General features: G+C 31.9%; 19 protein-coding genes and 3 pseudogenes. 16 read left to right on the top strand and 6 right to left on the bottom strand.

All coding sequences use genetic code 11. The annotated features are described in order from the left end of the window. The 5 genes and pseudogenes from AB8E63_RS07345 to esaA all read left to right on the top strand — a co-directional run. Positions 1-1,003: pseudogene (locus tag AB8E63_RS07345) on the top strand (virulence protein); the annotation flags it as partial. Next, positions 1,000-1,725, top strand: a complete 726-nt coding sequence (locus AB8E63_RS07340) for a hypothetical protein (RefSeq protein ID WP_368910599.1) — start codon at positions 1,000-1,002, stop codon at positions 1,723-1,725. The pseudogene AB8E63_RS07345 and the gene AB8E63_RS07340, both read left to right, overlap by 4 nt. Then, complete coding sequence (locus tag AB8E63_RS07335; protein ID WP_368910598.1) at positions 1,718-2,146, top strand: hypothetical protein; 429 nt, start codon at positions 1,718-1,720, stop codon at positions 2,144-2,146. The genes AB8E63_RS07340 and AB8E63_RS07335 overlap by 8 nt, the downstream gene beginning before the upstream one ends. Before the next feature lie 22 nt (positions 2,147-2,168). Then, complete coding sequence (locus AB8E63_RS07330) at positions 2,169-2,624, top strand: DUF5085 family protein (RefSeq protein WP_241767293.1); 456 nt, start codon at positions 2,169-2,171, stop codon at positions 2,622-2,624. 272 nt (positions 2,625-2,896) lie between these two features. After that, positions 2,897-5,584, top strand: coding sequence for a type VII secretion protein EsaA (gene esaA, locus AB8E63_RS07325; RefSeq protein ID WP_368910596.1), 2,688 nt, complete (start codon positions 2,897-2,899; stop codon positions 5,582-5,584). A 52-nt stretch (positions 5,585-5,636) separates the two neighbouring features. Here esaA and AB8E63_RS07320 read toward each other — a convergent pair. From AB8E63_RS07320 to AB8E63_RS07295, 6 genes and pseudogenes are all read right to left on the bottom strand, one after another. Further along, positions 5,637-6,262: pseudogene (locus tag AB8E63_RS07320) on the bottom strand (IS3 family transposase); the annotation flags it as partial. A 305-nt stretch (positions 6,263-6,567) separates the two neighbouring features. Then, positions 6,568-7,413, bottom strand: a complete 846-nt coding sequence (locus tag AB8E63_RS07315) for an FRG domain-containing protein (protein WP_368910594.1) — start codon at positions 7,411-7,413, stop codon at positions 6,568-6,570. 102 nt (positions 7,414-7,515) lie between these two features. Then, entirely contained in the window at positions 7,516-8,205 is a 690-nt protein-coding gene (locus tag AB8E63_RS07310; protein WP_368910593.1) for a hypothetical protein, read from the bottom strand. A 61-nt stretch (positions 8,206-8,266) separates the two neighbouring features. Beyond that, positions 8,267-8,929, bottom strand: coding sequence for a hypothetical protein (locus tag AB8E63_RS07305; RefSeq protein WP_368910591.1), 663 nt, complete (start codon positions 8,927-8,929; stop codon positions 8,267-8,269). Positions 8,930-8,945: 16 nt separating this feature from the next. Beyond that, positions 8,946-10,451, bottom strand: a complete 1,506-nt coding sequence (locus tag AB8E63_RS07300; RefSeq protein ID WP_368910590.1) for a serine/threonine-protein kinase — start codon at positions 10,449-10,451, stop codon at positions 8,946-8,948. Between the two features lie 13 nt (positions 10,452-10,464). Beyond that, the gene (locus AB8E63_RS07295; RefSeq protein ID WP_368910589.1) at positions 10,465-11,238 is read right to left on the bottom strand and encodes a hypothetical protein; all 774 of its coding nucleotides are present in this window, start codon (positions 11,236-11,238) and stop codon (positions 10,465-10,467) included. A 215-nt stretch (positions 11,239-11,453) separates the two neighbouring features. On the opposite strand from AB8E63_RS07295, the gene AB8E63_RS07290 reads away from it, so the two are divergent. The 11 genes and pseudogenes from AB8E63_RS07290 (at position 11,454) to AB8E63_RS07240 (ending at position 19,885) form a co-directional block, all read left to right on the top strand. Then, entirely contained in the window at positions 11,454-12,242 is a 789-nt protein-coding gene (locus AB8E63_RS07290; RefSeq protein ID WP_368910587.1) for a hypothetical protein, read from the top strand. A 270-nt stretch (positions 12,243-12,512) separates the two neighbouring features. Next, positions 12,513-12,968 (top strand): annotated as a pseudogene (locus AB8E63_RS07285) (type ISP restriction/modification enzyme); the annotation flags it as partial. Between the two features lie 4 nt (positions 12,969-12,972). Next, complete coding sequence (locus AB8E63_RS07280) at positions 12,973-14,343, top strand: SIR2 family protein (RefSeq protein WP_368910586.1); 1,371 nt, start codon at positions 12,973-12,975, stop codon at positions 14,341-14,343. Continuing rightward, a complete protein-coding gene (locus tag AB8E63_RS07275) occupies positions 14,330-15,178 on the top strand; it encodes a DUF87 domain-containing protein (protein WP_368910585.1) in 849 nt (282 codons plus the stop codon). Before AB8E63_RS07280 ends, AB8E63_RS07275 begins: the two co-directional genes overlap by 14 nt. Positions 15,179-15,305: 127 nt before the next feature. Further along, complete coding sequence (locus tag AB8E63_RS07270; RefSeq protein ID WP_368910583.1) at positions 15,306-15,977, top strand: ATP-binding protein; 672 nt, start codon at positions 15,306-15,308, stop codon at positions 15,975-15,977. A 299-nt stretch (positions 15,978-16,276) separates the two neighbouring features. Further along, on the top strand, positions 16,277-16,810 hold the full coding sequence (locus tag AB8E63_RS07265; protein ID WP_368910582.1) for a hypothetical protein: 534 nt from the start codon (positions 16,277-16,279) through the stop codon (positions 16,808-16,810). 95 nt (positions 16,811-16,905) lie between these two features. After that, on the top strand, positions 16,906-17,220 hold the full coding sequence (locus AB8E63_RS07260) for a hypothetical protein (RefSeq protein ID WP_368910581.1): 315 nt from the start codon (positions 16,906-16,908) through the stop codon (positions 17,218-17,220). A 2-nt stretch (positions 17,221-17,222) separates the two neighbouring features. Further along, the gene (locus AB8E63_RS07255) at positions 17,223-18,299 is read left to right on the top strand and encodes a cell division protein FtsK (protein ID WP_368910579.1); all 1,077 of its coding nucleotides are present in this window, start codon (positions 17,223-17,225) and stop codon (positions 18,297-18,299) included. After that, positions 18,299-18,889 (top strand): hypothetical protein, encoded by a 591-nt coding sequence (locus AB8E63_RS07250; protein ID WP_368910578.1) that lies wholly within the window; start codon positions 18,299-18,301, stop codon positions 18,887-18,889. Before AB8E63_RS07255 ends, AB8E63_RS07250 begins: the two co-directional genes overlap by 1 nt. A 157-nt stretch (positions 18,890-19,046) precedes the next feature. Then, the gene (locus AB8E63_RS07245; protein WP_368910576.1) at positions 19,047-19,628 is read left to right on the top strand and encodes a replication protein; all 582 of its coding nucleotides are present in this window, start codon (positions 19,047-19,049) and stop codon (positions 19,626-19,628) included. Further along, complete coding sequence (locus AB8E63_RS07240; RefSeq protein WP_368910574.1) at positions 19,625-19,885, top strand: helix-turn-helix transcriptional regulator; 261 nt, start codon at positions 19,625-19,627, stop codon at positions 19,883-19,885. Before AB8E63_RS07245 ends, AB8E63_RS07240 begins: the two co-directional genes overlap by 4 nt. Positions 19,886-19,963 lie beyond the last annotated feature (78 nt).

Genomic DNA, 19,963 nt, shown 5'->3' with positions numbered 1-19,963 from the left:
GGTGGCCGAAAATGAGAACTTAATAGATTCATTATTTAATGTTTATAAAAACGTCACAACGAATGATTTATATAAAAATAGTAAGGGCTATAAAAAACATTTAAAATCTATTTTACCTGCTTTATATGCCGCTTATCGTTTTAGCAAAAATACAAGAGGTGACACTATTGTCCTAAAAGAAACGACAAAATTTGGTCAATTACTAGATGACTTTTTTGAAGTTAGCAAGAAGTTAAGTGGCAATCGTACTTATAAGGTTGTTCAATATAAAAATGGTAGTGTTACACAGACCTTCAAATCCATAATGAAAAAACTAGGCTATACTAAATATAATGAAGAATTGAGTAAGGTTTTCAAATCTTTTACAGATACAACTCGATTTAGTACCAAAGCGGCAAGTGTCGGAAAATCAATTGTGTCTACCACTGGAAGCCTATTGAAAGAAGAATTTATTAAAGAGATAACTTTCAAAGGCGCTGGTAAAGGTCTATGGAATTTAGGAAAGGCAGGTGCATCTGGAGGATTTAAAGGTTTAGTTAAGTCTGCAACGGGTAGCCTGAAAAACTATAAAGAAGGTTTTAAATCAGCTTCGAAGTTTGGTAAGTTTTTAAAAGGAGCAGCAGTTGTTGGTGTTGCTTTAGATGTGGTTGATACTTTCTCAAAAATCCATGACAATGAACAAGAGGCCAAACGTCAAGGACTAAGAGGAAATGAAGTTAAGGCCAGTGTGGCAACAGGTTTTGTAATAGATGCGGCCAAGGCAGCAGGAACAACTGTTGCGGCAACTGCCGCAGCGAGTGCTGGGGCTGCTTTAGCAGGTGTTGGGTTAGGTCTATTAGGTGTTGCAACAGCCCCTGCTTGGGTAACTGGAGCAGTAGCAATCGGAGCATCTGCTGCAGCGGTAGCTGGGCTGAACTGGCTTGATAAAAAGTTTAATGTCACTGATAACCTGAAAAAAGGTGTCAATAGCCTAATTAAAGGCATGAGAGGATGGTTTAAATGATACTGGAACGAATCAAAAAAACTTTTGAATTTCAACGAAGCAAAATAAAAGGCCCCGTTCCTCTGTGGGGTGTATTAAATGGGATTTTTATTTTATATCCTATAGCCTTTTTTATGTTTATGGCAGGAGGGTTAGAGGTTCTAAAAAATGAGGACTTATATCAAGGACTGCTTATTACAGGGATTGTTGTTTGGATTTTAAATCTTGTTTTTCTTCTGGATCTTAAGCGAGGAATTTTAACTAGTTTTGGAACCTATCTCATGTATTTGACTGGTCATGTTTATACCATCATTGGATTTAGTAGTTTGAGTGGGGACCATAACTTTATTGTTCTAAAGTTATCTCTCCCCCTTATCTATGCCATTATAATTATTATCGTCATGAGCTGTTTGGTTGACTTGGACTCTGAAGAAATTATTTCGGAGAAGGCTGGGAAAATTATGCTTAACTATGTGATGGGGCCACCTTTAATTTTAAGCACTTGCTTTATTTTAGTGGGAGTGTTTGGTTATGATTTTTTAATAGGCTGGGGAGTATCTTTACTCTTAATGGTTTTTGGACAATTTCTGTATGCATCTTGGTTTGTGATTATCTATGCCTACCAACATCGTCATGATATTGAGGAAACAAGACCAATCAAGCATATAGAAGTGTCTTCGGATTTGATTCAAAATAAAGAATTTGATAAAAATAGATTTAAAAAGGAAAAGAAACATGATTAAAGAAATCCAGATTCATATGGAACATTTGATGACAGACCAGGTCCAGATTCAAGCGGACGAACTATTGGAGTTGTTTGTCCACACAGAACTCTTACCCTATACCAATGGCATCTATAAAGATGGTCCGACCATTTTTGAAATGACTCCAACTCAGTTTGATGAAGAAGAACAGGACGTTACCCTTTATATACCTGTCATTTCAGAAACAAACTCAACGAGCCAACTAAGTTACCAAGCTAGTTTAAGTATTGAGGGTATCAGCAAACGTGTACCTTTTGAGGATGGCTTGGACCAGTCCATCTACGAGATGAAGGATTACATCAGAGACCACGGTTGGGAGTTGCAAGACAAGTTATATCTGGTCTTGATTCCAGTTTATGATGATTTGTTTGTAGATTTGATTATCCCAGTGGAGAAGTAAAATGGCAGAAATTACATATGGTATGAATCAATCATTAATGATGAGTAATGTCTTAAGTGTCGATTACAATATTACTGGTGATGAAATAGCAGTAGCCTTTCAAGATATGGTTCAAACAGCCGTAGCAGCTGGATATACACCTAAAAGTAATCCATTTTACTCATGCCCTCATATCGGAGAGTTGGATGATGGAACATACAACATCACAGTCTATCTTCCCGTTCATGAGGATTACCTAGGAGAGAATGAATTACTTGAAGGGACAGCCTATAACAGTTATTTTTTAGTTCCTAGAATGGTAGGAGCTAGAGTTACTGGGGAGGAAGCAGTCAACTTTGATAAGGCTATATACGGTTTAACCAATTTATTGATTGATAATGACTTAGAAGAATCTACACCGGTATTTTATATTTCTAGCAAGATAAATGATGTTTTATATACAGATATCATGGTAGGGGTTCGAGATAAAATGAATTGAGGATAATAGAAAACTTAAGGAAATAAAGAGACTTAAAACTACTCATGTTCGTTTCTTTGTAGAACTTATAAAATGATATACAAATCCTAGGATTTCATTCTAGGATTTTCTATATGGCGAGAAAATGAAACGACTAGAAATTTAGTATACAAATCAGTACATAAGCAAGTTACGAATTGCTAAGTGTTATTCATAGAGTAAAGATTATAAGTATTCCTTGCTGAACTCTAGTATTCGTGGTATAATAAAGAGATAAATGAGAGAGGTTAGTTATGAAAAAAATAATCATAGGTAGTAGTGTTTTTGTAACTTTGTTGGTTGGTTCAGGAGCAACATTTATTTATTTAAAGAATCAAGAAATTTCTGTAACAAATAAGGTTAATGATCGTAAATTGAATATTGCTCTGGTAAATGAAGATGCTGGAGGGGCATTAAATGGTAATGCCTATAACTTAGGAAACGATTTCACAACCTTATTATCCAAAGATAGTACAAATCAATGGACTGTCATGACTCGTAATGTTGCTGAAAATCGATTTGAAAATGGATCGGTTGATGTAATTGTTTATATCGAACAACAGTTTTCAGAAAAAATAGCTCAACTGGAAAGTTTTAATCCTGATAGAGCAAAGATAACTTATAAAACTAAATCAAATTTAGATCCAGTTAAATCTAAGAATGTTGAGCTACGAGTAGGTGAGCACCTTAATACTATTAACCAAAATGTTATAAAAATGTATTTTTCAAGTGTTATCAACAATTTAGATGATGCTAAAAGAAATGTTGATAATATTGTAAATGAACAATCTGGCACGCATACAAAAATTTCTCAATATATCTATGGCCCGTCAAACGAAGCAAGTCAGTCTATGTTAAGCACTTTGGACTTGGCTTCAAATCTACAGAAAATGAATTCGTCTTATGAAGATTCTCAAAAGGCTTTTTCTGATTCTGTTGTTAGTCTTTTAAATAATACAGGGATAGGCTTAGACAAACAACTTAAGGAAGTTAAAACTTATTTTGATGATCAGAAGGGTATATTTGAGAAGAATGTCTTAACAACCAATAACACATTGAAAGAACAGCATGAAGAAAATTCTAAAATTATAGATGGTTTAAATGATTCGATGCTTAAATCATTGTATCGATTTGGAAATAGTACAGCTGAGGAAAAATCTGAACAAGCTAAACTAGAAGATTTAGTAGCTGATTATCATAAGGTTATTGTTGATTATCAAGATAAAACAAAAGATAGAAAATCCGAATTTGGACATCTCAAGACAGAATTAGAAGAAGAGAAAAAGAAAATATCACTCTTTTACTTTGGTAAAGAAGATGTTGATTTAAAATCGGACCTTACTTCGGATGCTAAAGCAACACTTGTAGATCAGATTAATAAAAGTTTGATTACTGAAAATCATTTGCCTGAAACTTATCAAACTTTAATTCGTTCAAATCTAACAGACATTAGTATTGAACCAACTGATTACCAAACTTTATTTAGTAAATTGGAGAAACTCAATGTTCTAACAGCTGATCAAGTTAAAGAATATAATGAAAAAATAGATTTACTTAAGAATTATACTAAATTTGATAAGAAGGCCACCTCTATAAGTGGATTACCTATTTTTGAATTTTTATCGATTGAAAATGATAAGCTCGATAAAGTAACAGAAACGATGGAATTGACAGTTAAATTACCCCAAGCTGAGTCTAAAACTGTCGAGGCATCTGTGACAAAACCATCAAGTAGTTCGTCTGAATCATCAACGGTAGTTGAGGCTAGCGGAGTTTCTACCAGTTCTGAAGGGACAAAATATTTATCTCCTAAAGCTAAAGTTTATGTTACAGGAGATGCTACCTTAGTTGGAGGAGAGCAAACTATAACAGATGATAAGCCTTATACTATGACGGTTGAATATACTTTAGAACCACATTATGGGAAAAATGAAATTTCATTTGAAGTACACATTGGTGAAACTACAATTCCTATCAAGAAAACTATTTATCGTAGTGATAAAGAAGAGTCAGATGTTTTAGTGAAAAAAGATTTAAAACATATTTTTGATAAATTAAGTAAAATCGATCGTACAACTGGTATGATTCAAGCAATTTATGGAAGTCCAAGTAGTTCCTCTATTAATTTTTCTGCCTTATCACCAGATTCTGTTTACAATATGTATGGTAATATCAGTCGTGATGATATAGCGACTCAGTTGTCAGAAGATCAAGTTGCTAAGTTTAAAGAGTCAGGTATAGCTTTGTTGGAACAAATTCAAAACTCTTTGGAGTCATTAGAAAAATCAAGCAACGCATTGCCTGAATTGGCTGAATCTGAGTTACCAAATGATTATTTCAAAAATCAAATTACAAACTTAGCTGATTGGTATAACAATTCGATTAAGACCTTATCAACCGAGTATGATAAGTGGAAAGAAACGAAAGCGAAACAATTGGAAGTGACGGGTACAGCTTCAGATGCTAATAGCGGAACATTAATAAATGATAGTGAGTCATCAAATCGCTTATATAGTTCAATTGAATCATTAGTGTCTACAACTTCTAATGGATCAAAAGAAACTAGTCAAAATCATGAGGCGGTTGGAACTATGAAGGATCAGTTTACTCAATTTGTTGACCAAGTTCAGACTATTAAAGGTAATGTTGATAAGACTATTTCAACTACGAATGATTTGATATCTAATGAAGCAGAAGTTATTCAAGGGAATAGAGACTACGCAGAGTCCTTTAAAACTGTTATGAAGAATATTCGTGATGGTGGAACGACCAATCAAAATGTGATGAATTTTTTATCTAATCCAATTGAAACTAAAAAAGAAACATATGAAGCGCCAATTTCAGTGGATAATAACAGAGTATGGGTTATTTTAGCGATTATTTTGTCAGCAATTTCATCAGCAGGAATCACATATTGGTTGACAAAAGAAAAAGGCAAATAATGTAGATAATAACTCTCAAAATGTACTGCCCCCAAAAAGATAGACAATTAATTTATCCAAAGGATTTAGTTCTGTATTGCACAGGGCTAAGTCCTTTTAGTTTTACCTTAATTCGTTTGTTGTTGTAGTAATTAATAAAGTCTACAACAGCTTGTTCTAATTGATTAAGTGATTTAAACGACTTCTCATAACCATAAGAAATCTCAGACTTAAGAATACCAAGGAAGGACTCCATCATATCATTGTCTGGACTATTCCCCTTACGTGACATGGACGGCTGGATTCCCTTACTCTCTAAAAATCTGTGATAAAAATCGTGTTGATATTGCCATCCCTGATCACTATGGAGAATTGTATTTTCGTAATGTTCCTCTGTAAAGGTTTGTTCTAGCATATCTTTCACTTGTATCAAATTCGGTGACGTAGAAAGATTATAGGCGATAATTTCGCTATTAAAGCCATCTAAAACTGGTTATAAGTAGAGTTTTTGACTGTTTGATGGAATTGAAACTCTGTCACATCCGTATAACACTTTTCCATTGGTTTAGAGCTTTCAAATTGACGTTGAATGAGATTTTCTGCTTTCTTGCCAACTTCTCCTTGGTATGAAGAATACTTCTGTTTACGATGAATTCGAGCACTTAAACCAAGAGCTTTCCTCAAACGTCGGACCTTTTTTGGTTCACTACAAAACCACAATTCCTTAATTAATATATTTGAACTTTATCTTCATAAGTTAATTTCATTATAAAACACTCCAAAAGTTAAATTTTTTCTGTCTAACTTTTGGGGTGTAGTTAAATAGCGGGTGTTTTTTAACTCGCACCTAACGGAGCGAGACGAACTGAAAGTCGCATAATAAGAAAAACGCTCTAGTCATATTGTCTAGAGCGTTTTCTATATTATAAAATTTATTCAATCTATTATTTAGATAATTTCTTATAAAAAAATGCTAGAAATTTTGTTTAAATGTTAAAACCAACCTATATTTTGTCAGTTTTATTGGCAATTTCTTCTGCTATCTGTGATAACTCTTTACTATCAACTCCAGTTCCATAAATTGTAGCTTTATTAATGTTTAATGAATTTAGATATTTTCTTATTTCTACAGCTTTTTGGGGATTGATTTTAAGTGCTATACCAAAATCCGGAATTCTAGCAAACCAATCGGGAGATTTTAAGTGTCTAGCTTCATGAAGCGTAAATACACCAGATTGTCTAGAAATTCTTTGACACTGCAAATCCAGATTACTTTTGACCGCAAGTGGGCTAAGATTGAAGGGGGTATTATTTAAATCCTCAAACCACTCTGTAAAACACTCATCATTTAGTTCATCAACAATTAGAGGTTCTGTAATATGAATCTCATTCGAAACCACCCTTGAATATTCATTTAACTTATTAGGATGTAAAACATAAATGACTGGAAATGGGCCATCTTCAATATATTTATAGTTATCCAAAGCAAAATATAAAGCTACAAGAGGATCTGTAGACCAGTCTAGTGCAGGTGTTTGTAAACCATGATGTTGACCAATGAATGTATAATGGAATAAATTGAAATCAGAGTTATAATTTTTTTTATGTTTAAATTGATTTCTAAATTCTATAATCTCATCTTTAAAATTTATAAAATTTTTATACTTAATTGGGTGAACCTTATTATCAGCAGGCATATCTAAAATTTGATTCCTAAAAATATTAGGTCTTAAGGACCAAGAGTCATCTCGATGCCCTCTATACCAGAGTTCCGTATTAGATTCTAAACTATATTCTATAATAAAATCTATGTAATCTTTTAAACTATCTATTTCCTTTGTATATTTCATTGTTTAATTCCTCTCAATTATCAAAATAGTATTAGCTTTTTAATATATCCAAACACAAAGTTGTAAAATTTCTTTTTTTATTGATATGTTTAATAATAACATCTATTTACGGCATTCTGGAATAAAAACATGAGTAAAATCAGGATTTTCAGAAGGCCATTTTATGAATATTCTCCGACCGAATATGTTTTGATTAAACTTGATTTCTTCTATTTCATAGTATATTTCATCATCCATATTAGTACTTTTGTTTAAGAAATTTAAGATTTTTTGTTCAAATTTCAATTGTCCAGTAAATGCTTTAGAATTTCTATTTGCTCTATAATCTTGAGGTGAGACGTTTCTTTTATTCCCTAGACCAAAAAATTGTTGAACTTTGAATCTATTTTCCTTAAGTTCATTCTCTGTAAGTAGGAATTTATCAAATGAATCGGCAATAAAATGCCCTTTGTCCTTAATGCTCTCTTCTGAAGTAGAATTTATTTCAGCATTATTACTTCCAGTAATATTATGATTTACAATATTTAGGCTAGAAACGAAATAGTTAGCGTTTGGTTTTTTTCTAAGTATAACCTTCCACATTATTGGGTTTTCCCGATATATAGGTTCATGGGTCACTCTACAATCTATTTCTACTTTCTTCAAAAAATTATAATATTTACCATCTTTAATTGGTAGCATTTTCCAATTTTTAAACTCACAATTCCAATCATCAATGTTCAACTCATCACCATATTGGTTATGAGCAATCGATATCAATGTGATATCTGAGTTAATACTATTTGTTGTCATAATTCATTTCCCCCCAATTATTTATTTTTTATCTTCGTAATTATTGATAGTTTAATATAGTTCACATTAATTCAAAAATATCTTTTTGTTTATTATCAAAAACTTTTTTTGAATCAATGATTTTTTGGTAAAAATCATATTCAATCTCTGTAAAGTGACAGAATACTTCAGCACACTCAATTAAAATAGGATTTAGTTTTTCTCTTGGGGGTAATCCAACTGAAAATTTAATTTTGTCTTCTTTTTCAAAACGTTCGGTCCAAAAGGCTTCATGAAATGCGACTTCAGACAAATGAACATAACCAGATGATTTATTGTAAATTTCTTCAATTTCAGGATAATACTTCGACATCCTTTTCTTAAGATTGGCATCAGTCATCTTTTCATTTTGATTATCTTTCATATTCCTAATAGGTGTACCACTTAATGTCTCTTTAATAAATGATCTTCTGTCCTCTGATATAAAAGCTGCAAAGACTCTCATAAGGTTATCAAGTTGTGTTCGTACTATAATTCCTGTACAAGTCAGATTTCTCGTTCTTAATAAGTTCATTATTCCATCAATAAATTGAACTCGTCTGTTAAGTGCAGAAATAAAAAATAAATCATCTTCAGTAAGATTTTCACCAATAATACCAGCAGCTATTGACTTTGATTTCTCGCGATATTCTCTTAATTTAATGAAATATGTCTCTATTTCATTAAAATATTCATCGTTTGTCATTACATCTCCTCCTAATCTATCTTTCTAATATGGATTCAATCATTGGTTCAATCCCATTTTCAATCAAGTTATCTATCTTACGCTGAGCAGAAAAGCGCCCAACTTCATAGGCTACATAGTGTAAAATCTGAGCAGCCACTTCTTTAACATTGAATGAAAATTGTTCCTTTAGAACTCTATAAGAAAGGGTAGCAAAAGAGTCTGCATCTTCAAATCGTTTCAAATATTGCTCGTAGTTAGAATGAATCGTCTGAATGATATAAATCGCATGTGTATCATCTAACTTCATAAAGATCATTAAGCTTTCAATAAAAACATTACTTTTTTTTATACATGCTTGACATAAATCTCTTGCTGGCATTTCATAGATATAGTTTTCTATGTCGTCATCAAAAACACCGTTGCTAATTTTTTCCCATATTGCCTTCTTAAAAGCATCGTCACTTCTAATTCTCAACCATGCATTTAATGCACTCAACATTTCAGTAGCATCTTGATACCTATAATCAGGTTCTAAATTCGTAGCTTTTTCACTAACAGAACGAAGTGAATGAGAAGAAATATTAGGATACTTAGTCATAACAAAATTAATAATACGTCCCAGCGAATACACATCGCTTCGTTTATCGGCATCTTTTAAAAGCGTTAATTGCTCTGGTGCGCAATAAAAGAGTTGACCAAAGGAAGTTGTGTCCATTGTTTGATGAGATGTCAGAGTATTTAGGTTTTTTCCTAAACCAAAATCAGCAATTTTGATTACACCATTCACAAAAAAGATGTTAGTTGGGCTTAAGTCTCTATGCAAAACTCCTTTTTGATGGACAAGAGACATAGTGTGAAGTATCTGGCGTAGTATATTGATTTTGGAATCCCCTGTTAATTCACTTTCTTCAATATAATTAGCCAATGTATAATCAGCTTTTTCCATTGTGTAGGAGTAACTACCACTATCAAAATCATACACTCTGATAACATTTTCAATATCAGAACAAGATTTGGTTATTTCATACTCTCTCTTAAATCTACTTCTCAAAGCCTCACGTCTAACAGATTCCTCATTTAATTTTTTTAACACCAATCCTGTAGATTTTTGGAAATAAATATCAGCGAAGCCCCCTTTCCCAATCTCAACTAAATCTGCATCAATTTCCACTAAATAAAACTCATTCCCCTTTTTTGAGATTTTTAAAGAATAAACAGAACAAATTTTATCTAATTCATTTATTATTTTCTGCTGATGCTCTATAGTATCCACTTCACTTATCTGACGCTCTGTTAAAAGATATTGTTTGCTGAGTATAATGTTGAAAAATGAATTGATAATGCCTCTAGATGAAAAGTCCAACAGCTTGTCATTCACATATACCCATCTTGTAGGAAAACCCTGACCATAACTATCTTGAGTATGGAAATGGGTATTGAAAAAAGAAACTAGCTGAGGCCCTGATTTATAAGTAAACAGCTCTATTTCATCTCCACAGAATATCTTTGCTAGTCTTTTGTAAAAATCTGGATTGATCAATAACTCGTCCTCCTTATAGATGGTAATTCTTTAATTTAATAAATGTAGGCAGTGACATACAATCTACTTTCTCAATTAAACAGAGGGTATCGTCAAGAATAGAAAAAATATAAAATCTATCTTGAAATATAGTTACAAAATAGGTATCAAATCCCTTCGCTTTTAAACTTCTGTATTCAAATAGTGAGTGGAAATCATAATTTAACGCGCTTACAATAATATCATCCGAATTATCTGTCTCTAGTATATCAATCAGCTCAAACGAATATGGAAAAAATAATAAAAGGTTTTTCTGTTTTTCAAGCATTTTCAACACTTTTATGATATCTCTTTTAATACCATAATTTCTAATATTTAAAAAGTTTTCCCTTAATCGAGTGAGCTCTGATATATCTCTTGTTCGGAATGCAACATGAATCTGAGTAGCTTTTACTTCACCGAATTTCTTTTTACTTTCATGAATACCAATTATACCATCGCCATAATTGCTAATGCCCGGAGAAAACAAATGACTAGCTTGTAATCTAATGCTAGATGATAATAATTTAAAGTCTATTTCATAACTTTTCGAGATTGCATCACATTGACCATTATTTTCATTGAACGGTTTAGAGAAAAGAGATTGTCCCCTTTTTTTAAAATGAGATGATTTATTAAGTAGCTCTAACAAATAGTTCTCATAATTACAATCAGACTCTCCATCAACAAAATTTTTAATAATAGTAGCTGGTGGTAACAATTTGAATTTTATACGTGGGTCAATATTAGGGTTTAAATTATCTTCCATAAAAATTCCTCCAGTTTATTATAACATTAACATCTTAAAATTATTACACTTAATACACTTACAACAAATAACTTCTTTGTTCACTAGCTTATGCTACCACCTACCCTTTAGTAACAACTATGGATACCTTATGTATTAGAGTATTTTGTACTATTATGGTATAATAAAATACAAACATCTTTACCTTTTATTTATATAATTAAGAAGGAATAATTATGCCTGAAACAAATAAATATCAGTACTGTATAAGCAACAATGAAATACTTGAACTTCACGTACTAGAAGAGGAATTCTATAGAAACAAACAAGCAACAAGAGACAGATACAGAGATCAACTACTATGTCCTGGGTGTAAACAAGTACGATTATCTATAAAAGAGAATAGTAATGGAATTTACCTTGCTGCTTACCCCAACTCTGTTCATACAGAAAATTGTGAGTACTTACTTAAACCTGCTGCTAGAAGAGAATTAAGAGTATTCTATGATCAAATCGTTCCTGACAGAGCTGAACAAATGTTAGAACGTATTTTAGAAGATAGAATAATTGTGGTAAATCTACCTCAAAATCAAAATCCTAATGATGATGTTGATGAAGGTGATGATGAAAATTACGAATTAACAAATGAAAATGGTATTAGAAAATACTTGCCTCGAAGATCATTACAGTTAAGAAAAATGGAAGAATCTGACCATCTTGTAATGTATTATGGAGAATGCAGATTGTTTCTAGTGCAAGATAAGTGGAACAACTTCTACCTAAGAATTTTTCGAAATGATGAAACTAGGTATTATCTATGTAGTTTAAAAATTCCAAAAGTTGTTTTCAATCATTTATCGCATGAATTAAACTTTATTCCTTGCGAGCAAGATTTCGATGTAAATAATTCTAAGGGAAAATCTGTTCCTGCTAGAATAGCTTTTATCTCTGAAATCGAAAAAAAATTATCGTATTTTAATGGGAAAATAATTCATTCTAAGCTATTAAAAGTAATCCAACTATAAATTAAACTCCTTCATAAAATCCTGTAGCAACTATTCTTATAGTTGCTATTTTACTGATTATAAATAGCAATAATATGAATTATCTAAGTATGGTATAATAGTAACAAAAACGGTATTGTAAGCTTTTGGTCTGCTACCAATTAAATAATAGTTTATCTTTCAAAACGGAGAAATAAAATGACTTTTGATAATTTAGTACATCAGATTAATGAACTTGCTGAAACACAGCGAGATCGAGGAACATATTTTGAATATCTAGCACGTGCATACTTACAAAATGAGCCTACATATCAATATGTCGAAGTTGGTCAGAAGTTAATGAACTTGCATCTCAATTATGAAGCAGTTCCTGTTTATGATAGAGTAGAGATTACACCATTCGTTAATCCAAGTTACAAAGTAACCAAAATGAGATTCGCCAAGAAGCGTGATGAAAAAGGAAAATCAGTAAATGATTTATCTACAATCATTTTTAACAGCGACATCACCATTAGTAATATTCCTGAAAAAGCGTATGAATATGTTGTGAATGGGCGCTCTGCTATTGAATGGATAATGGATCAGTATCAAGTTAAAACCGATAAAAAATCAGGAATTACGGATGATCCAAATGACTATAGTGATGATGAAAAGTACATCTTCAATTTGCTTTTGAGAATCATCAATGTATCTGTACAAACAGTTGATTTAATCAATAGTTTACCTAAATTTGAGGTGGAGGAGTAAAATCATGGATTTCTTTTACGACGAAGAAAAAGATAAAGATTATGAAAAAATTGAATTACACTATTTATCTAATACAATTTCATATGGACTGGAGAAAAAGAAAAATGGAGAGATTGTTTTCTACGATTCAAACGGGGAACTAGAATCTCCTGCCTCTCAAGAGGAATCCAAAAAAGATTTTACAAAAATTGACTTCGAGCGTGTAATTAGTGAAAAAATTCGTAAAATAGTTTACGGTGAAAAATATTCAAATATTGTTTTTCTAGCAGGTGCTGGAGCGTCAGTGACACATGATTTAAATCCAAATTATGGAAAGACAGTAAAAATGATTGCTGATGATGTGTTTTTAAAACTTCATGAAGCGAATGAATTATATACGCTAGAAGAGTTGGCTAGACAATGTATGTACAAAAATGGAAATATATTAGATGAAGAAGAACTTGGAGAATCCGATACGCCTAGATTATACAGTGGATTTAATCTCGAAGATTTCTTATCAACGCTATTCCATTATCGACCATTTGTACCTGATACAGATAAAGAAAAATTTAATAATAGTATCAAAAAGATTTTACAACTGATTAAAGAAAATACAAATTATTCATATGACAGTAAGGAATTGAAACATGGTAAATTATTAAACTTTTTGTCAAGCCTATCAGGTAAGGATGGAAATAAGTTTTCGGTTATTACGACAAACTATGATGTTTTAATCGAAGAAGCTGCTGCAACAAATAATTTTGTTATTTTTGATGGATTTAATTTCACTCCAATACCGAAGTTTGATAGCAGTATGTTTGAATGGAATCTTGTAAAGGAGGTTCAGAATATCAACACCAGAGAGGTTGAATATAAGGATAAGACATTCAATCTTTTAAAAATACATGGCTCACTTACCTGGGAAAAACAAGATGATGGAACTATTCTGAGAAAAGCTAAAGATAGCATCACAGATACAGATAAAATGGTGATGGTTTTTCCAAGTTCTGATAAATATGCCCAAAGTTACCAAGAACCATATTTTGAACTCTTTACAAAATTTCAAGATCTTATAAAGCGTCCAAACACTTTGTTGATTTCATCTGGATTCAGTTTCGCAGATGTTCACATTTCCAAAATGGTAACTCAAGCTTTGAAAAATAACACAAGTTTAAAACTTTTGGTTACCGATTTTAATATTGATCCGAATAGAGAGTACAGCAAGGATGAGGGGAAATTCAAGTTAATCGATAAGACTGATTCGAGATACAATCAAAATTGGGCAGAACTTATAGATTTAATGGATGAAGGGTATCCAATTACATTTTTAAAGGCGACCATGAACAGTGATTTAGTTGATTTCTTGAAAGGGAAGTACTTAAATGACAAAGATTGATATTTTTTTTAAAGTAGCTGATAAGAGTAATTATTATCTTGGAATGATTTCACAAGTAAATCGTTCATATGCAACAATTCAAATTGAGAACTTATCTTTATTCTCATATAGGAAGTTAAAGAAAGATATACTTTCACCTAATACGATTAATTACTATGTTTTAATTGATTCAAGCAATGGTTTATTCTTCGGAGAAATATTTCAATCTAAGGTCCCGAATTCAGATAGTGTTCATGAGATGTTAACAAACGGTCAGCAGGAAAAAATATTTCCGGAAATAAGTATTGACATACTGGGATATATACCACTTGGTGAAAAATATTTTAAATTAAATGGAACAAAGACAGTTGGTATCACTGATAAGGTATATATCGCAAATGAAAATGCTGTGGAGCTTTTTATTCAATCAATAGAGGTCGATCCTGGTATTGAAAAACAGTTGTCACCTTTTGCTAATCTTGCTTTTGGTCCACAGGATTATTCTGTTAAATTACAGTCTAAAACATTATTTGATAGACACTTAATGACAGTTGGTACTACAAATAGTGGAAAATCTACCTCAGCTTTGAGTATATTGGATAAACTAATCAATGATGGTATAAGGACTTTAATAATAGATCCAACAGGGGAGTATTCAGACTCATTTGAAGACGAAGAAGTAGATAAATATATACTTGGAGAAGATACCTTTGTTTCAGTTTCAGCTTTAACCATGCAACAATGGTCAATATTATTTGAAACAAACGGCGGGACACAACCAGCAGTTTTAGCATCTGCTATCAGTTCATTAAGGTATCAAAAAAAGAATAGTTTACCTGGTATATATAAAATTTGAAAAAAAAGTAAATGAAGTAATTCAAAACATAAATTCATTATCTCCAAGTGATAAAGAATTTGATATCAGCCTCTTATCTGAACAGGTTGCGAATGAAGCTATAAAAAGAGAAAAACGGGGAAGAGATTTGTATTTTATCTATGATGATTTTAACTTTAATTCCAATCAATATTTAGTTCAAAAAATAGACTATAAACTATCTAATACAAGTTTCTTAAGCTTCTTTAGCTCAAGTGGCCAAGGCTTGTTAGATATTATTGATAATTGGGTAAAAAGTGATACAAAAAAGTCGTTGTATATCGATGTTTCGAAAATTGGTACGACTGATGAAATAGGTGGGATGATTATAGATTTAATAACAAACTATATCATTAATATTGACAAAGATAGTATAAATCCTTTTGTAATATTTGTAGATGAAATTCATCGATATACAAGAGGAGTGACTAATGATGGAATATCCTACCATACGGGCTTGAATAGTATTGCAAGAGAAGGGCGAAAGAAAGGTATTTTTCTTTTTTTGACAACGCAGAATCCAAATGATGTAGATAAAATATTACTGGGACAAATTGGAACATTGGTAATTCATAGACTTACAGCGCCTGATGAATTAAAGGCAATTCAAAATCATTTGTCTGAAAACCAAATAAATCAACTTAAAAAATTAAATACCGGAGAAGCAGTCCTGACCAGTATAAATTTGCTTAAAGATTTGTATATAACAGTTGAAAAGTGCAATCGCCCTCATTATAATGATACGCCTGGCCTAGTTAAGAAGATTAAATCCACTAAATAACTACATATCTTTTATATGGAAATCTAATACAAAATAATCCATGTAATGAGAGTCTTGATTGAATCAGACTAATTTCTAAAACTTTGATACAAACAAATACCTACTGAAGCGTTTATTTCAGTAGGTATTTGTTTGTACATAAAACATTAATTATATTTAAAATCTAACATAGGGACTAAAGTGTTCCAAGTTAAATTTTTTAAATTGTTTTTTGTGGCATACTACTATTACAAATTAAAAAATCAAAGAGCCATCGGTCGAATGGCTCTTTTTTTTGCCTAAAAAAGGAGAGTAGTATAATGCATAATAAAGAAATTATTGTTCAAATATATAGAAAAAAATTAGGAAAGTATTTGAAAGAACAAATGAAAGAGAAGAGTTTGAAACAAGATGAAGTAGGCCGAACATGTGGTCAAGATGATATTGAAATGTTGAGTAGTACTGCGGTTAGAGAAATTTTGAAAGGGAAGCGAAATATGACAAATAAAGCTGCAGACGCATTTCAAGAAAGCTTGGGAATTAATACACCTAAAGATCTTTTTTTCCCCAATGAGAAGTTTTCTACAGGCCTTATTTCAGAAATTTTAGAAGCTGTAAAAACAGATTCACATTTTGAAGAATCATTGCTCCGACCACAACTTTTTCTTTTTTTAAACAGAAGATATGGAAAAAATGATATTAAATTTGAAAATTTTGAAAAAAATATTATTGACAAATTTATCGCAAGTTTGTTAAATCTTTTTCCAACGTTTCCAGTTGAAGAAACATCCAATGAAATTTCGGAGAAAATTTGCGACTGGCTTATTGAATTAGCTTGTTTATTATCACAATAATAGTTTTTTAACCGTCAAAAATTTTGACGGTCTATCAGTAATCTCTTTGGTAAACTGTAGTTATCTTAGCTAAGAAAAAGTAAAGGAGGTACGTTATGCGTACAAATAATCGTAAAAATGGCTACTCAGCTAACACAGCTAAACAATATGTTGATCAGAAACAACCAATTCATTGTCTAAGTACTGAATTTGAACCGCAAATCAAGTTTGAAGATAGTCAGCCAACTGGTGAGATTATCGGACACAAGGCCTGGTTCTCTCAGAAAGGGTTGCCACCATTCCAAGTCAAATTCGAAACGGAAGTTGCCCTTCCACCATATTTAGCGATGATTGATTTTGATAATCTAGAGGCTTGCGAAGTTGGCTACAATGTCTATTTTCGTGCGAATGGAATCAAAGAGGTCAAATAATAATGACTACTAAGGAACTTGCTCAATACTTGCTCCAAGCCCTGAATATGGGGCTTGGAGCTATCATGCAAGGGGAAACTAGCTACAGTAATAGTTTTCACACGACAATCATGCAAGATGGCTTTCTATTTATACCAAGACTACCAGCAGGTTTCATTATTGATGATGAACTCTATCAGAAGATTTTTCTGATTGCTAACGCTGCTCTTTATCCACGATATACAGTACTTAAACAAAATTCTGCTTACTTTGTTGCTCTTGAAACCGATGATATCCACGTTCAAAGAGGATTATTTTTCCCTTGGAAAGTAGGAATTTCAGAAAGACTTGTAATTTCAGATTTAGATCAGTTTGTTTTGAAGCAAGAAATTAACACAGTACCAATAATGAAAAATCTAACTCTGGATTTTAATAAAGTAACTTCTATAGCTATCGCAGGAAATAGTGGTTCAGGGAAATCATATGCTTTGACTTATTTTCTAAGTTTACTGAAAAATTTTTCCGATTTAATCATTGTGGATCCTAAGTTTGATACACCTAGTCGTTGGGTCCGGGAAAATGGATTTCCTGTTCTCCATCCTCAAAGAAATCGATCTAAATCAGATTTTGTATCAGAGATAAATGAAAATCTAAGTTCATGTTTGAATCTTATTCAAGAACGACAAGAACTTCTCTATGAAAATCCTGACCAACAGTTTAAACATTTAACTATTGTCATAGACGAGGTACTAGCTCTTTCTGAAGGTGTTAACAAAACGATAAAGGAGTCTTTCTTTTCACTTTTATCACAAGTTGCTCTTCTTGGACGAGCTACTAGAGTACATCTTCTACTTGTTAGTCAGCGTTTCGATCATAATACAATTCCAGTTTCAGTTCGTGAACAGCTGAATGTACTCATGCAGATTGGAAATATCAATAAAAAGACAACACAATTTTTGTTTCCAGACTTAGATCCAGAAGGTATTGTGATTCCAATTGGTAAGGGTACAGGTTTAATTCAAATTATTGATAACGAACATCCTTATCAAGTTCTTCCGCTGCTTTGTCCGACTTATTACACAAAGAAAGGAATTTTGTAATGGAGAAGACATTTTTTCAGAAGACATTCAATCTATCTAGATATCTATTGGCTTTTGTAATTATTAATACTATCTTGAGTATAACTTCTCGTCTTTTAATAATTTTGTTTAATAATGAAGTTTTTTCAAGAAAAATTGTTGTAATCCAAAATAAATTGTATTTGGTTTCTATGATATTTTTATTAGTTGCTATTGTGCTATTTCTCCTTCTGTTAACTTTATTAATAATTGAGCTGATAGAAAGATATAAAACAGACAAAGTATCAAATTATTTTGAATCGGTGAGACAAACTATGAGACTACGTTATTTTTTAATACAACATGAGACTATCTCAACTTCTGCAAATAGTTTTCAAAGAAATCAAATTTTACGAGATTTCAATAAATCACTCTCAAATTGTATTGTTGATGTACGAAATGAGAGTGTGCTAGTTGTTTTAAAATATCCTGTAGCTCAACAATCACAGCACATTTTAAAAAATATAGTATCACATGTAAAAGAAGAAATCTCGAATTACAATCCAAACTTTTATTTTTCATCTCCGGTGAGAATTGGAAATAAATTGTTTTATAAAGGTTCAAAAAGGTAGTGAAAATAGAGTGTTTGACACACGTAGTGAATGTCAAATACACTCTATTTTCCAAAAATATTTATTCCTATTGGGGCTACTACGACCCATTGGTTCAATAATCAATAACCAGACTAATTGCAGACAAATTGAAAATGCTAATTGAAGGGAGATATTCATGGTCAAAGATAAACGTTCGAATAAATGGGCATTTCTGATTTATCAAGAAAGTACACCGGAAAATTATATTGATATTCTAGAGGAAATGCATATTCCATTTGTATTGAGTCCTTGGCACGATAAGGATGTAAATAAAGCAACAGGAGAATTTAAAAAAGCGCATAAGCACGGAGTCCTATTTTTCGAATCACTTAAAAGCTATACGCAGGTCTCAGAGTTACTAACTGAAAAACTGCATGCACCTTCTCATGTAGAAGTGGTCATGTCACCAAAAGGTATGTATGATTATTTCATACACGCAGAGAATCCTGATAAAACACTCTACAATATCGATGAAATTGAATCAGGTTGTGGTTTTGAATTGGAGAAATTTCTAATCACTAACAATAACGAACAATTTCTTTCAACTGTGATTGATATTATCGAAGAACACAACTTTACTGAGTTTAACAACCTTGTTAGATATGCACGAGTTGAGAATCCGTCGCTGTTAAATCTCATCATTGATAAGACATACTTTTTCGCAAAGTATCTCGATTCACGTAGACACTCAAGTCATAAAAAGGAGAGTGAAGAATGACGAATAATGAACTTATAAAGCTGAATCAAATCGAACAAATTTTGAATTGTTTGCTAGCTTTGATGCAGAAACAAGAAGCTACTCAAAAGCATGTAAGTATTCTTACTCAGAAAGAGCTGCTTTCGATACTTAAGATTTCACCAAACACGTTGAAGTCTTGGGAGAAGACCGGACTAAGGCGTCTTGAACCACCAATCGAGGGGACTCGCACAGTCTATTACAGAATGGAGGATGTGTTGAACTATTTAACTCCTTAATTCTAAGAAATGTGCTAAAATAGTAATATCACATGGAATAGTGTGAGGTTGTTATTTTAGCCTTTTATATATCCGAAC

This window comes from Streptococcus sp. oral taxon 061 (genome assembly GCF_964211575.1).
In the GTDB taxonomy this organism is placed as follows: Bacteria; Bacillota; Bacilli; order Lactobacillales; family Streptococcaceae; genus Streptococcus.
The sequence above is the reverse complement of the archived record's forward strand: the minus strand, read 5'-3'. Positions and strand labels throughout refer to the sequence as shown.